Origin of the sequence: Paenarthrobacter sp. NPDC092416 (assembly GCF_044755025.1) — a bacterium.
Lineage (GTDB): Bacteria > Actinomycetota > Actinomycetes > Actinomycetales > Micrococcaceae > Arthrobacter.
Genome location: NZ_JBIVQG010000001.1, coordinates 578,346 through 591,149, shown reverse-complemented (window position 1 = coordinate 591,149; position 12,804 = coordinate 578,346). Strand labels below are relative to the sequence as shown.

Sequence of the window (12,804 nt, the reverse complement as noted above, 5' to 3'; positions counted from 1 at the left end):
GACTAGCTTGCACCGTCTTGAGGAGGAACTACGCATGTCCCACCCCCTGTTCGACACACCACTGATCGCGGCACCGATGGCAGGCGGAACCTCAACCACCGCACTGGTTGAGGCCGTACACAACGCAGGTGGTTTGGGATTCCTGGCGGCCGGCTACAAGACGCCGGAGGCGATGTCCGCTGAAATCAAGGCAACCCGGGCAACAGGCATCCGTTTCGGCATGAACGTCTTCGTTCCAGACCCCGATCAGCTCAGCCGCAGCTCGCCGCCGGCCCTTGAGGCATACCGAAACGAGCTTGAACCGGAAGCCGCGCGCTACGGCGTGGCATTGCCAGCACTCCGTGTGGATGACGACGACGCCTGGCAGGACAAGATCGATGCCCTGCTGGCAGATCCTGTGGAGTTCGTCAGCTTCGCCTTCGGGCTCCCGGGACCATCCGTGGTGCGGGCCCTCCAGAAGGCCGGGAGCACCGTCATCAGCAGTGTCACGACTGTTCCTGAAGCAATGGCGGCCGCAGAGGAAGGCGTGGACGCCCTCGCAGTGCAGCACCAGTCCGCTGGTGGTCACACAGCTGCTTTCCTGTCGGGGCTCGCATCAAGCGGAGCCGAAGCACCACGCACGACGGCGGAGCTGGTCGCCCAGGTGCGCACCGCCGTCGGGCTTCCGCTGATAGCCGCGGGAGCCATCATGGACAGCTCGGCGCTTCAAGAGGTTCTGGCCGCGGGAGCGATCGCCGCACAAGTAGGCACGGCCTTCGTGCGAACCACCGAAAGTGGGGCGCGTCAGGCCCACAAAGATGCTCTCGGCAGCCCCCGCTTCACGTCGACTGCGATGACACGGGCGTTCACGGGCCGGTTCGCCCGATCCTTGGTGAACGAGTTTGTGAGCGATCATGGGGAAGCACCTGAGGGGTACCCGGCCATCCACCACCTGACAGCTCCCATTCGGGCAGCGGCTTCGGCAGCAGGCGATCCTGAACGACTGAATCTCTGGGCTGGCACGGGCTGGAAAACAGCGACGGACGGATCCGCCAAGGACGTGGTTAGGGCGTACCTGAGCGGGCTCTGACCAGCTCCGCCAGGAGTTCCTCGCCATCGGACACCACCATTTCGCGGAACAGCCGAACGGCGTCGGGCTCAAAGGTGCGGTCCCGCCATGCGATGCCGATCTGCCGGAAAGCCAGATCTGACTCGATGGCGACTTCAACGAGGCCCAGTTCGGTCTCCGGAAGAAATTGGCCGGTGCCGGCACCCGGACCGGCCGGCGGCAGGATGCTGAACCCCAGACCTGCTGAGACGAGCCCCCGGACGGTGGTGGTTTCCTGGACTTCGAAGGCTGTCCTTGGACGGAAACCTGCCTCCCGCAGGAGCGCCTCACCCAGTGCCCGCAGCCCAACACCGGCAGGCAGGGTGACATAGGGATCTTGCCGCAGCTCGGACAAGTGCACGCTGGATCGCCCCGCAAGGGGGTGCCGGTAGTGCAGAACCGCACGCAGTGGCTCACGGTAGAGGGGCCACGAGCGAATACCTCTGCCTTCGGGCGCTACAGGTGCAGTCAAGGCGAAGTCGGTGTCACCAGCGGCCAACTCCTCCAGGCAATCGTCGCGTGGACCTTGGCGAAGGGTGAAAACCGTGTGCGGGTAACGACCACGGAATGCACTGATCAGCAACGGAAGAGTGGCCTCGCCGAACGTGTGTTGAAACGAAACGCCGATGCGTCCCCGGACGACGTCGGATTCGTGCCGGACCCGGTCCAGCCCGGCCTGGAAATCCTGCAGCGCGGCCTCAATGTACGGCAGCAGCGTTTTGGCGGCCGGCGTCAGCCTGATGCCCCGCCCATCACGCACCAGCAATTCCATGCCCACGATGGCTGCGGCCCTGGCTACTGCGCGGCTCACCGTGGACTGCGGGACGCCGAGAATCTCCGCAGTCTCCGTCATGTGCTCTGTCCGGCCAAGCTCAGCCAATACGGGCAGGAGCGGGAGCAACTGAACGAGTTGTTGGTGATCCGGTTCCATGTGCCCTCCTGTTGTGGTGCGTCCTGATGCAGTGTGCACCTGACTTATGCACAAGTGCATCAATCCAAACTAAATCATGCATTGGAAAGTGGTTTGGTTGCCGACCTATGGTGGGGCCTGTGAGCAAAGCACTTCCGATCGGCAATGACGCGACAGCCTGGAACGGGCACGTCAAGGGATCCAGCGGTTACAGCCGTGTGCTCGCCGCGCTGGCCTTGGCCGGCGTCGCCACCTTTGCCCAGTTGTATTCCACCCAGGCGGTCCTGCCACTGATGGCCTCGGACCTCGGGATCTCCGCCGCTGAAGCCGCCTTGAGCATCTCCCTCGCCACTGTGGGGCTGGCTGTCACGGTCCTGCCGTGGTCGTTCGTCGCCGACAGGATCGGCCGCGTGCGGGCGATGACCATCGGGATTGCCGCCGCGACCGTCTTGGGATTGCTCGTGCCAATGGCGCCCTCGGTTCCGCTCCTGCTCGGCCTTCGCGCACTGGAGGGCATGGCATTGGGCGGGATTCCTGCGATCGCCATTGCGTATTTGAACGAGGAAGTCACCAAGATCCACACAGCACTTGCGGCCGGGAGTTACGTTGCAGGAACAACGCTGGGCGGACTCGCAGGCCGTCTGGTGGCAGGACCTGTGGGCGAACTTTGGGGTTGGCGTGCAGCAGCGCTGGCGGTCTCGTTGTTGGCAGCCGTTTCGGCGGTCCTCTTCCTGGTGCTCGTCCCCAAGCAGCGCCGCTTCAGCCCCGCCCCGGCTTTGGGTTTCCGAGCAGCGCTCGGCACACTCCGCGGTCACTCCACCAACCCCAAGCTTGTTGCTTTGTATCTCCAGGCGTTCCTGCTCATGGGCGGCTTCGTGGCCGTCTACAACTACTTGGGCTTCCGCCTGCACGCCGAACCATTCGGACTGCCGGCAACCCTGGTGAGCCTGATCTTCCTGGCCTATCTCTCCGGAACAGTGAGCTCACGATGGGGCGCGGGGCTGACCATAAAGTTTGGTCGCCTTAACGTCCTTCTCGCGGGAATCGGAATCATGTCCGCCGGACTGGCCCTCACCCTCGTGGACAACCTCATTGCCATTCTCGTGGGACTCGTCATTTTTACGGGTGGCTTCTTCGCAGCCCACAGCGTCGGATCCGGATGGACGGGTGCGATCGCCACCACCGGCAGAGCCCAAGCCGCTTCCCTCTACAACCTGTCCTACTACCTCGGTTCCAGCGTCATCGGGTGGGCAGGCGGCCTGGCTTTCCAGGCACTCGGCTGGCCGGCACTGGCGTGGAGCGTGATCGGGCTGGCCTGTACGACGGCGGCCGTTACCGCCGTCGTACACCACCGGCCAAGGCGCAGCGCCAGCTAACTGGCGCTGCGCCGGCTGCTAGCGGGTGGACTCGATGGCCTGCGTCAGGTCGGCCACCAAATCCGCGGCGTCTTCGAGCCCGATGGACAGGCGCAGCATCCAGGCGTGCGGCTTGGCGTGATCAGCAACGGGACGATGCGTCAGCCCTGCCGGGTGTTGGATCAGGGTGTCGATGCCGCCCAGCGAGACCGCGTGCGTCATAAGGCGGACCGCGGCCGGGACGCGCTCCGCGTGGTCTGCAGAGGCGAGGTCGAAAGCCATCAGAGATCCTGGTCCTGACATCTGCGTGCCAACGAGTCCCAGCTGATCACATTCCGGAAGACCCGGATAGTAGACCTTCGTCACCAACTCATGGCTGGCGAGTGCCGAAGCGACCTTGTGCGCAGTGTCCTGTTGTGCCCGCACGCGGATGGGCAGCGTTGCCAGGCCGCGGTGCAGCAGGTAAGCCGGCCACGGAGTCAGGATCCCGCCAGTGACAGCCCGGACCCTTCTGAGCCGGCTGGCCCACTCTGAATTCGTGGCCACGACGCCTCCCATGGCATCACCGTGTCCGCCCAGGAACTTTGTGGCGCTGTGAAGCACCAACGCGGCACCATGCCGCAACGGCCGCTGCAGCACGGGCGTAGCAAAGGTGTTGTCCACCATGACTGGAACCCCTCCGGCGTCGCATACGAGCCGAGCGAGGTCCACCAGTTCCAGGCTTGGGTTGGCCGGTGTCTCCACCACTACCAAGCCGGTATCCGGGCGGATGGCTGCATGGACGCCTTCGGCAGTGGCGAACGTCGTTTCGGTTCCCAGCAGGCCCGATTCGAGCACATGGTCAGTCCCGCCGTAGAGGGGTCGGACGGCCACAACATGGCCCTTGCCGGAGGACTTCATGGCCAGGAGCACGGCACTCAAGGCAGCCATCCCGGTGGCGAAGGCGACTGCATGTTCGGCGCCTTCGAGTGCCGCGACGCCGTCTTCGAAGCGCGCCACCGTGGGATTCCAGAGTCGCTGATACACGGAGCTTTGACCTTGCAAGGGGACGCCACCTGTGGCCATCTGCTCATAAGCCAGGCCACCTTCGTGGACCGAAGTGAGCGGCGACGTAGTGGAAAGATCGATCGGAACTGCGTGGATTCCCTGCTCCGTGAGGCCATCCCGGCCAGCGTGGACTGCGAGCGTATCGAAGGTGGTCACTGCTCTCCTCTAAAGAAATTATTCACCGTTGAATCCGGTCAGTATCTGGCAATAATTCGGGAAGGCATAGACGTGATGAATGGATTGTCCAGATTTCAGAGATTATGATGAACAGACGGCAATTTCAGGAGGATCCGTGAGCAACCCTACGAAGAATGTTCGGCCAAACGCGGGCAGCGCCGAGCCGCTGGACGCCATCGATGAGCGGATCCTGGCGGCATTGGTGGACGACGCACGCATCTCCAATAAACAGTTGGCCGAGCTTGTAGGCATCGCACCTTCCACGGCGCTCATGCGTACGAGGGCGCTCTCGGAACGCGGCATCATCGAAGGCTTCGAAGCCGTCTTGAGCTTGCCGGCTATCGGCCGGTCCGTTCAGGCGCTCATCGCAGTCCGGCTCCGCGCCCATGACCGCGACCAAATCGACCGCTTTACCGCCCGGGTCCCCAAGCTTCCTGCGGTGATCTCCACGTTCCACACCACTGGCTCCGTGGACTACCTCTTGCACATTGCAGTGGCCAACACGGACGACCTCCGCAACTGGCTGCTGGACAACCTCGCCACGGATCCCGTGGTGGGGCACACCGAGACCACCATGGTCTTCCAGCACATCCCCGGCAACCGGGGCCCGTTGCCGGAGTAGCCAGGCCGGCTTTGCCGGTTCCCCCACCAGCGGCTCCGGCGACGCTCAGCTCCGCAGCGCGCTGCGGAGCGACACTGCGGCCAGCACAAGGGCCGCGACACCGCACAGCAGCGTGAAGCCGACGACGGCGTTCCCCAAACCCAGCGTCGAAACGGCAAGCCCCAAGCCAATCACGGGAACAGCACTTCCCAGATACGTAATGACGTACACCGTGCTGATCACCTGCGCGTGGCGGGCCGCTTCAACTTTTCCAGCCACATCATTAAAGACCTGGCGGAAGGCAAGCCCTTGACCCACGCCCGCCGCAAGGCCGGCGGTCACCAGAAGCCAGGGGCTGGACCAGGCTGCGGCTGCTCCGACCATCACTACGGAGATACCCAGGACGATCAACGCCACGGGGACAACGAACCGTCCACGGACACCCAGCAATTGGCTCAGGGCGGACGCCCCCAGTGTAAGCCCGGCCAGCACGCCGATGAGTGGCCTGGAATCGGCGTGCACCACTGTGGCGAAGTATCCGGGCGCAAGCGACAGACAGAAACCGAACACGGCAAAGCTGAGGAAGCCGGTGGCTGCAGCCATCCAGAAGGCGCCCCTGGCGTGGCCGGCGATGGAGGGCCTCCTCGGCGCCAGCATCTTGAGCGGACGGGGGCCGTCCGCTGGAAGGATCGCGGGCCTGGCTTTGAGGAGCCACAGCGGGATCAGCGTCGCCAAGAGCACCGCGGAATGAACGTAGTACGGAGCCCTGGTGGGATCGGGCAAAAGGGACAGGAGCCCGCCGATAGCCGGCCCGGCGGCCACTCCCCCGGCCGACGACAGGAGCGTGAAGCGGGAAGCCCAGTCCGGGCGTTGGGGCAGCAATTCCCGGAGCGCAGCGGAACTGGCCCCGGTAGCCAATCCCACGGCTACACCTTGCAATGCCCTGCCGAGGGAGAGGGAGAACAGGCTGTCACCGGCGGCGAACACCATGCCACCCACCAGGCCGACAACCACGGCGAGCACCAGTGCGGCCCGGCGGCCAATGTGGTCCGACCAGTGGCCGGCAACCATGAGGACGGCCACCAAAGCCAAAACGTAGCTCGAGAACGCCACCGTCACATCCAACGACGACAAACCCAGCTGCATTTGCAGGAGCGGGTAGAGCGGAGTTGCCAGGTTCGCCCCCACCAGCAGCGTGAAGATCACGACACCGGCCAGGACGAGCCTCGCCGTGGTTGATGCATCCCAACCCCAGCGGGCGGCGGTGGCCGGTCGCATGCGGAGTTCGCTCAAGACAGTCATTTCCATGCCTTTGACTCGGTGGCCGCGCACTGCTGCTTCCTTATGGGATGGAGCAACCCTTGGCCAAAGTATTGATGGCAATAGAATGCAAGACGACTGCGCTGAAAGAGAGAAATCAATGGGAAGATTGAGCTAAATACTCAAAGTCGATCCATCAGAATGAGTGTGAGTGACCATTTGAACACCCTGGACCCCATGGACTTGAAGATCCTGCTCGAACTCATCAAGGACCCGCGCATCCAGATAGCCGAGCTCAGCGACGCCCTCGGGATAGCACGTAACACCGCCCAAAGTCGCGTCAAGCGCCTGCAGCGCTCGGGCGTACTTCAGGCAGCCGGACGCGAGGTGGACCTTGAAAAGGTGGGGTACGACGTCGTCGCTTTCGTCACCATTGAAGTCACCCACCGCGAACTCGACGGCGTCATTGGCGCCTTGCGTCTCATTCCGCAGGTCTTGGAGGTCCACGAAATCTCCGGCCGTGGCGACCTCTGGTGCCGCGTGGTGGCAACGGACACCCATAACCTTCAGTCCGCACTAAGATCCGTCCTCCGGACCAAAGGGGTCATCCGAACCGAGACCGTGTTGGCCCTCCACACGCATATCCCTTACCGCACCGAGCCGCTGATCAGCCGGATGGCAGCTGCGCCGCTTGGCCGAGCACCATCAGCGCCAACACGCGGCAAGCACGAGGAGCCGAACTCCAGGTCCGGAGAATGAACACGACTAGGATTTTGAGCATGGATTGGCTCTCTCACATTTCGCAGATCAACTGGCTCGCCGTTGTTCTGGCTTTCGTTTCCAGCATGGTGATCGGGTTTGTTTGGTACATGCCGGCAGTCCTGGGACGCAAGTGGATGGAGGCGATCGGCAAGACCGAGGACGACCTCAAGAACATTGATGGCGGAGCCGGAATCTGGATTCCCATGATGGTGGCCGCAGCCCTGACCAGCATCCTTCTGGCCGTCCTCATCAGCGCTCTGGGGCTCAATACATTCCTCGCAGGCGGACTGTTCGCTTTGGTCCTTTCAGTGGTGTTCCGCTCCGGCGGACATGTCATCCACAATGGTTTCGCCGGGCGCCCGTCCGCGGTGACGTTGATCGACTCCGGCCACGACATCATTGCCATGACCGTTGCGGGCGTCATCATCGGGGCCATGCAGTAGCGTTCAGACCGTGACCATCATCGATAACGCCGTCTACGTCGAGGGCGTCCGAACCGCTACTCCACACAACCTTGAGCAAACGTTCGAGACGCTGGCGGAGCATGGCGGCATGGCGTGGATCGGCCTGTACCGGCCCACGCAGGACGAGATGGCCGCCGTGGCAGCGGAATTCGGCCTCCACGAACTTGCCGTGGAAGACGCCGTCTCGGCACACCAGCGCCCCAAACTGGAACGGTACGACAACAACCTCTTTACGGTGCTCCGCCCCGCCCGGTATCTCGACGACACCGAAACAGTGGAGTTCGGCGAACTGCACGTCTTTACCGGGCCAAACTTCGTCGTGACCATCCGGCATGCCGAAACTGCCGGCGTCGCCCGCGTCCGCCACCGCTTGGAAGGGCGTCCGGACCTGCTGTGTCACGGACCGGAAGCCGTTCTGTATGCGCTGCTGGACCAGGTGGTGGACGACTACGCGCCTGTAGTTGCCGGGCTCGAGAACGACATCGACGAGATCGAGGACCAGCTCTTCAGCGGCGACTCGGCAGTGTCCCGGCGCATCTATGAACTCGCCCGTGAGGTCATCCAATTCCAGCGAGCCATCCACCCGCTGCCGGACATGATCAACCAACTGGAGCGCGGTTTTGAGAAGTATGGCGTTGATATCGAACTCCAGCGTTCCCTCCGCGACGTCGAAGACCACGTCCAGCACCTCATCTCGCGGGCCAACGCCTTCCGCGACCTCCTGCAGAATGCCCTGACGCTGGACGGCACACTGACCGCAAATCGAATGAATGAAGCCAGCGCTGCACAAAACGAGCAAGTGAAGAAGATCTCCTCTTGGGCAGCCATCTTCTTCGCGCCGTCGTTCGTGGCGGGCGTCTATGGAATGAACTTCGACCATATGCCTGAGCTTCATTGGGCTTTTGGCTATCCCCTGGCCGTTGGGTTGATGTTCGGCGCCGCGCTGCTCATGTACGTCATCTTCAAGCGCAAGGGCTGGCTGTGACCCCTGCCCTTTCGCCGCGCTCGCGCATTGCGCGGGAGGCCGCCCGGGTTCTGGCCAAGGGAATGGCGCACGACGCCGGACGGTCAGGTTTTGAGCTTGAGCCAAGCCAGCGCAAAGCAGCCGAGCACTTGGCGGCGTTCGGCGCGGCGGTCACCACCCGCCGTCTTGCGCTTCCCCGCAGGACACCACGAAGCATCTACCTTCATGGACCTGTGGGACGAGGCAAGACCTGGCTCATGGACAGTTTTTTCAGGAGGCTGCGCGCGAGGAAGCGGCGGGTGCACTTCCATGACTTCTTCCGGAAGCTGCATGCAGGCACGCATGCGCCTGCTGGCGACGGGACAGCCATCCAAAACTCAGTGGATGCCCTCCTCAGCGATATCGATGTCCTGTTCTTCGACGAGTTCCACGTCCACGACGTTGGCGATGGCATGTTCATCGCCCGGCTCCTCCGGACGGCCGCCCAGCGCCGTATTCCGCTGGTGGTCACATCCAACTATGCGCCCGACCAGCTCCTGCCCAATCCCTTGTGGCACGACCATTTTGTGCCAACAATTGCTGCCATCAAGGAAATGATGGACATCGTCGAAATCAACGGCCCTTCGGACTTCCGACGCTTCCCCGTTGCCGGAGCCGTCCCGGACGAATCCGGACCGGCTTTTCGCTCCGGACGCATCATCACCCCGGGAACATCCAGGCAACTTGGCCGGTTGGGCCTGTTTCGCCCCACGGCTTCACAAGGGCACGTCCTGACACCAACAACGCAACCGATCGTGGTCAAGAACGCGGACCCGGACCTTCTCTGGGTTGGTTTTGCAGAATTGTGCGGCGGATTGACTGCCACCTCCGACTTTCTGGCGCTGGCCGACGCATACAGGACATGGGTGATCGACGACGTCCCATCCCCAAGCACTGACGGGTCTGCCTCTGCGCCCGCCTGGCAACGATTCAGCAATGTTGTTGACGTCCTGTACGACCAAGACGTCACCTTGTTCCTGATCGGCGCGGGCCCAATGGAATGGGACGTTGCCGGCCCTGCCGAAACCCGCCCGGTGGACATGGACCGCATCGCCAGCCGCTTGTCGTTGTTGGGCCGGGCGGCGTCCGACGAAGCTGAAGCAAACGACGAGGTCGCCGGAAGTTGATGCTCCGGCGACCCCGGGTCGAATAAAGGCGGGGGTACTAGATGGCGCCGCCGGCGGTGGGTGGTGCACTGGCATCGGTGCCGCCGTCTCCGACGCTTTCGCGGGCAACGTAGTTCTCGATGTCGAACAGGTTCTCAGCACGTTCCGTGATGTTCAGGAGCGTGGTCATGGAGGCAACTTCCTCGACCTGTTCCTTCAGGAACCACAGCATGAACTGTTCGCCCAAAGCGTCGCCCTCAGCGCGGGCTACCCGGAACATTTCCTCGATGTTCCTGGTGACTTCCTTTTCCTGCTCCAAGGCCAGTTCAATGGGTTCCTTGGCGTTGGTGAAGTTGTTGCGGACCGGCGCGATGCCCGGGATCTCCACGTGCACGTTCCGATCCAACATGTACTGGACCATCATCATGGCGTGGTTGCGCTCTTCAAGGGATTGGCGGTAGAAATGCCGGGCCAACTGCGGCAAGTCTTCGCCGTCGAAGTACACGGCGACGGCGATGTACTGCTGGGAGGCCGCAAACTCGTTGGCAACCTGGGCGGACAACAACTCATTGAATGTCTTCTTAGCCATGCCCCGATCCTACAGGCGGACAAGGACACTTTTGAGAGTGAAGTCCGCCACTCGTCAGGCCGCCAGGAAGCCAATCCACACACCTGCCGCAGCAGCCAGAACGCTGGCCACCATGGACCCCAGGCCGTTGAGAAGCGCAAGGCCTGTCCTGCCGCTCTGAACGAGCCGAATGGTCTCGAGGCTGGCGGTGCTGAACGTTGTATAGCCGCCCAGGAACCCGGTGCCCAGGATGAGCTGCAACGCTTCCGGCGCATGGCCTCGCATGACGAGTCCAGCCAGGAATCCCAGAATCAGGGAGCCCGAAACATTGATCATGATCGTGGCCCATGGCATGGCAGTTTTGAACTTTGCACGGATGAGCCCGTCGACGACGAAACGCACCGCGGCACCCAGTCCACCGGCGACAGCAAGCAGCACGACGGTCATGGCGCCTGCCGTCCGCCCACAGAATCCGCTGGGGACATTCCGGGCTCCTGTCCGACCGCGCGCTTGTACTGGCGGGCACCCAGCCAGATACCCACGATCGTCGCCGCTGCACCGCCCAACAGGCTTGCTCCCAAATAGGCCGCAGCGGCCGGTGCCATGCCTCCTGCAATCAAGTGCACGGCGTCCAACGCCAGCGTGCTGTACGTGGTGTACGCACCCAAGAACCCAGTACCAAGGGCGAGCCTCACCACCCGGCGACTGCCGACGTCGGGCCCTCTGCGGGAAAGACCCTCCAGCAAGGCGCCCAACGCCAGGGCGCCAGACACGTTGATGAGGAGCGTCGCCAGAGGCCACGCGCCGGGCGAGGGAATCACGAGCCCCAGGCCGTACCGCGACAGAGCACCAAAGACGCCTCCCGCGGCCACCCATCCGATGAATCCCCAGTGCAGGTGGACGGGCTTCTTATCCTCAGTCGTCATCGTCGTCCGGGATACGCGGATCAACCGGTATGACCAGGACGGGCCGGTCTTGACGGTGGCACAGTTGGCGGGCGATCGAGCCTCCCATCAGCTCCTTCATGGTGGAGCCGAGACGGTTCTTGCGCGAACCAACAACGATCATCGAGGCGCCAATGACATCGGCCTCGCGGGCCAAAGCATGGGCTGGTTCTCCGACCAGCGTCACAACTGACCAGTCGACGCCGAGACCGGCGAGCTGCTTGCGGATGGACTCACGCAGCGATTCCGGGATGTCCTGGTCGTCCTCATCAACGCCATCGGGGTCGATGGGCGCGGACAATCCCCCGCTGGTACCGTCCACCGGATACACGGTCACGTCCACATAGGCGCAGACAAGGGAAAGCCCCACGCTGAGCGCCACGTGCGCGGCCTGTTCGACGACGACGGGCAGCTGTCCGGGCACGACGCCGACCACGATTGGGCCTGTCAGAGCTGACGATCCGGTCACGTGTGGCCCTTCTATCAGACTTTCTTGACGACGCTGGACTTGAGCTGCATGGGTCCGAATCCGTCCACTTTGCAGTCGATGTCATGGTCACCCACGCCGTTGACGAGACGGATGTTGCGAACCTTGGTACCCACTTTGATGGAGGTGGCGCTGCCCTTGACCTTGAGGTCCTTTACTACCGTGACGGTGTCGCCATCGGTGAGGACGTTACCCACGGCGTCCTTGATGAGCTGCTCCTGGGGATCCGCTCCTTCGTCTTGCGCAGGGGACCATTCGTGGGCGCACTCGGGGCACACCAGCAGCGCGCCCATTTCGTAGGTGTATTCGCTGGAACATTCGGGGCACGGAGGCAGGGTGTCGGTCACAGGGTAATTCTAGATGGGTTGAGCTGTTCGGCGACGGTGTGTCCAGTCACGGAGCTCGGGCTCAGCGTTTCTTGCCCCCAACACCCGGAACCGACGTGACCTGTTTCATCCAGGCCGCGATCCGGAGTTCGTCGATGTCCTCCAAGGATTCGAGCTCCACGCCCCGCGTCGACTTGCCCATCCCCACCGGTGTCACCGGCGGTACCGGCTCGAGCGCAGCGCCATTGATGAACATGAGCTTGACGTGGCCGGTAAAACCGCCGGAACTGAAGCACCAGCCATCGCCCACGCCGTAGTACGCCATGCCCCATTTCACTGAACGCTGCAGCTGAGGCAGCGTCTTGGCTGCCAGTGCATCTACCGCCTCGGCGATCCCACGTTGCGGCTGCGGAAGGCTGGCAAGGTAGGCGAAGACCGGCTTGTCGCCAACCGCCGCTTTGGCCGGGCTTGCCCTGCCCGTCATGGCTTCCGGCAACGCGAAGGTGGCGTCGACAGGTGCCTCGGTGGCCGACTTTTGGACTTGCCCCTTACCGATGTCCCCGCTGGTCATGGAAAGTATTATCCCTTTCGCGTCGCGACATTGGCGCGCATTGAAGCTGTAGCTGGAAACCGAGGGCCACATCGCGATGCGACCAGGAACAAGAGGAACGTGGACCCCAAGGTTGCACGTCGACAGCCCTTGTTGG

Annotated in this window: 16 protein-coding genes; 7 read left to right on the top strand and 9 right to left on the bottom strand. The window is 63.1% G+C overall.

Annotated elements, in window-relative coordinates; translation table 11 throughout:
• Positions 1 to 34: 34 nt before the first annotated feature.
• A complete protein-coding gene (locus tag ACIQC5_RS02635) occupies positions 35 to 1,069 on the top strand; it encodes an NAD(P)H-dependent flavin oxidoreductase (protein ID WP_400278196.1) in 1,035 nt (344 codons plus the stop codon).
• On the opposite strand, the gene ACIQC5_RS02630 is transcribed toward ACIQC5_RS02635, so the two are convergent.
• On the bottom strand, positions 1,044 to 2,018 hold the full coding sequence (locus ACIQC5_RS02630) for a LysR substrate-binding domain-containing protein (RefSeq protein WP_400278195.1): 975 nt from the start codon (positions 2,016 to 2,018) through the stop codon (positions 1,044 to 1,046). The genes ACIQC5_RS02635 and ACIQC5_RS02630 overlap by 26 nt on opposite strands.
• Positions 2,019 to 2,137: 119 nt before the next feature.
• Between ACIQC5_RS02630 and ACIQC5_RS02625 the strand changes: the two genes are divergently transcribed.
• Positions 2,138 to 3,373, top strand: a complete 1,236-nt coding sequence (locus tag ACIQC5_RS02625; protein WP_400278194.1) for an MFS transporter — start codon at positions 2,138 to 2,140, stop codon at positions 3,371 to 3,373.
• Positions 3,374 to 3,391: 18 nt separating this feature from the next.
• On the opposite strand, the gene ACIQC5_RS02620 is transcribed toward ACIQC5_RS02625, so the two are convergent.
• Entirely contained in the window at positions 3,392 to 4,555 is a 1,164-nt protein-coding gene (locus tag ACIQC5_RS02620) for a trans-sulfuration enzyme family protein (protein WP_400278193.1), read from the bottom strand.
• 136 nt (positions 4,556 to 4,691) lie between these two features.
• Here ACIQC5_RS02620 and ACIQC5_RS02615 point away from each other — a divergent pair, with 136 nt between their 5' ends.
• The gene (locus ACIQC5_RS02615) at positions 4,692 to 5,198 is read left to right on the top strand and encodes an Lrp/AsnC family transcriptional regulator (RefSeq protein WP_400278192.1); all 507 of its coding nucleotides are present in this window, start codon (positions 4,692 to 4,694) and stop codon (positions 5,196 to 5,198) included.
• Between the two features lie 45 nt (positions 5,199 to 5,243).
• Here the strand turns inward: ACIQC5_RS02615 and ACIQC5_RS02610 are convergent, their stop codons facing one another.
• Positions 5,244 to 6,479 (bottom strand): MFS transporter, encoded by a 1,236-nt coding sequence (locus ACIQC5_RS02610; RefSeq protein ID WP_400278190.1) that lies wholly within the window; start codon positions 6,477 to 6,479, stop codon positions 5,244 to 5,246.
• 159 nt (positions 6,480 to 6,638) lie between these two features.
• Between ACIQC5_RS02610 and ACIQC5_RS02605 the strand changes: the two genes are divergently transcribed.
• The 4 genes from ACIQC5_RS02605 to zapE are packed head-to-tail and all read left to right on the top strand — an operon-like array spanning position 6,639 to position 9,793.
• Positions 6,639 to 7,196, top strand: coding sequence for an Lrp/AsnC family transcriptional regulator (locus tag ACIQC5_RS02605; RefSeq protein WP_400278189.1), 558 nt, complete (start codon positions 6,639 to 6,641; stop codon positions 7,194 to 7,196).
• A 20-nt stretch (positions 7,197 to 7,216) separates the two neighbouring features.
• Positions 7,217 to 7,642, top strand: coding sequence for a DUF1761 domain-containing protein (locus ACIQC5_RS02600; RefSeq protein WP_400278187.1), 426 nt, complete (start codon positions 7,217 to 7,219; stop codon positions 7,640 to 7,642).
• Positions 7,643 to 7,652: 10 nt separating this feature from the next.
• A complete protein-coding gene (gene corA, locus ACIQC5_RS02595) occupies positions 7,653 to 8,648 on the top strand; it encodes a magnesium/cobalt transporter CorA (protein WP_400278186.1) in 996 nt (331 codons plus the stop codon).
• Positions 8,645 to 9,793, top strand: a complete 1,149-nt coding sequence (gene zapE / locus ACIQC5_RS02590; RefSeq protein WP_400278184.1) for a cell division protein ZapE — start codon at positions 8,645 to 8,647, stop codon at positions 9,791 to 9,793. Before corA ends, zapE begins: the two co-directional genes overlap by 4 nt.
• Positions 9,794 to 9,830: 37 nt before the next feature.
• Here the strand turns inward: zapE and ACIQC5_RS02585 are convergent, their stop codons facing one another.
• The 6 genes from ACIQC5_RS02585 to ACIQC5_RS02560 all read right to left on the bottom strand — a co-directional run bounded on the left by ACIQC5_RS02585 (position 9,831) and on the right by ACIQC5_RS02560 (position 12,668).
• The gene (locus ACIQC5_RS02585) at positions 9,831 to 10,361 is read right to left on the bottom strand and encodes a ferritin (protein ID WP_400278183.1); all 531 of its coding nucleotides are present in this window, start codon (positions 10,359 to 10,361) and stop codon (positions 9,831 to 9,833) included.
• Between the two features lie 54 nt (positions 10,362 to 10,415).
• On the bottom strand, positions 10,416 to 10,787 hold the full coding sequence (gene crcB, locus ACIQC5_RS02580; protein WP_400278181.1) for a fluoride efflux transporter CrcB: 372 nt from the start codon (positions 10,785 to 10,787) through the stop codon (positions 10,416 to 10,418).
• On the bottom strand, positions 10,784 to 11,266 hold the full coding sequence (locus ACIQC5_RS02575) for a fluoride efflux transporter FluC (protein ID WP_400278179.1): 483 nt from the start codon (positions 11,264 to 11,266) through the stop codon (positions 10,784 to 10,786). The genes crcB and ACIQC5_RS02575 overlap by 4 nt, the downstream gene beginning before the upstream one ends.
• The gene (locus tag ACIQC5_RS02570; protein WP_400278177.1) at positions 11,256 to 11,753 is read right to left on the bottom strand and encodes a universal stress protein; all 498 of its coding nucleotides are present in this window, start codon (positions 11,751 to 11,753) and stop codon (positions 11,256 to 11,258) included. The genes ACIQC5_RS02575 and ACIQC5_RS02570 overlap by 11 nt, the downstream gene beginning before the upstream one ends.
• A gap of 14 nt (positions 11,754 to 11,767) precedes the next feature.
• Positions 11,768 to 12,118 (bottom strand): zinc ribbon domain-containing protein YjdM, encoded by a 351-nt coding sequence (locus ACIQC5_RS02565; RefSeq protein ID WP_400278175.1) that lies wholly within the window; start codon positions 12,116 to 12,118, stop codon positions 11,768 to 11,770.
• 61 nt (positions 12,119 to 12,179) lie between these two features.
• Positions 12,180 to 12,668: a DUF1801 domain-containing protein gene (locus ACIQC5_RS02560; RefSeq protein ID WP_400278173.1), complete on the bottom strand. Its 489-nt coding sequence runs from the start codon at positions 12,666 to 12,668 to the stop codon at positions 12,180 to 12,182.
• Positions 12,669 to 12,804 lie beyond the last annotated feature (136 nt).

Bases quoted from the DNA above. Each gene is read 5' to 3' on its own strand.
- ACIQC5_RS02635 (WP_400278196.1), top strand. From the start codon at position 35: ATGTCCCACCCCCTGTTCGACACACCACTGATCGCGGCACCGATGGCA.
- ACIQC5_RS02560 (WP_400278173.1), bottom strand. From the start codon at position 12,668: ATGACCAGCGGGGACATCGGTAAGGGGCAAGTCCAAAAGTCGGCCACC.
- crcB (WP_400278181.1), bottom strand. From the start codon at position 10,787: ATGACCGTCGTGCTGCTTGCTGTCGCCGGTGGACTGGGTGCCGCGGTG.
- ACIQC5_RS02575 (WP_400278179.1), bottom strand. From the start codon at position 11,266: ATGACGACTGAGGATAAGAAGCCCGTCCACCTGCACTGGGGATTCATC.
- ACIQC5_RS02600 (WP_400278187.1), top strand. From the start codon at position 7,217: ATGGATTGGCTCTCTCACATTTCGCAGATCAACTGGCTCGCCGTTGTT.
- ACIQC5_RS02630 (WP_400278195.1), bottom strand. From the start codon at position 2,018: ATGGAACCGGATCACCAACAACTCGTTCAGTTGCTCCCGCTCCTGCCC.
- ACIQC5_RS02605 (WP_400278189.1), top strand. From the start codon at position 6,639: ATGAGTGTGAGTGACCATTTGAACACCCTGGACCCCATGGACTTGAAG.
- ACIQC5_RS02610 (WP_400278190.1), bottom strand. From the start codon at position 6,479: ATGACTGTCTTGAGCGAACTCCGCATGCGACCGGCCACCGCCGCCCGC.
- ACIQC5_RS02585 (WP_400278183.1), bottom strand. From the start codon at position 10,361: ATGGCTAAGAAGACATTCAATGAGTTGTTGTCCGCCCAGGTTGCCAAC.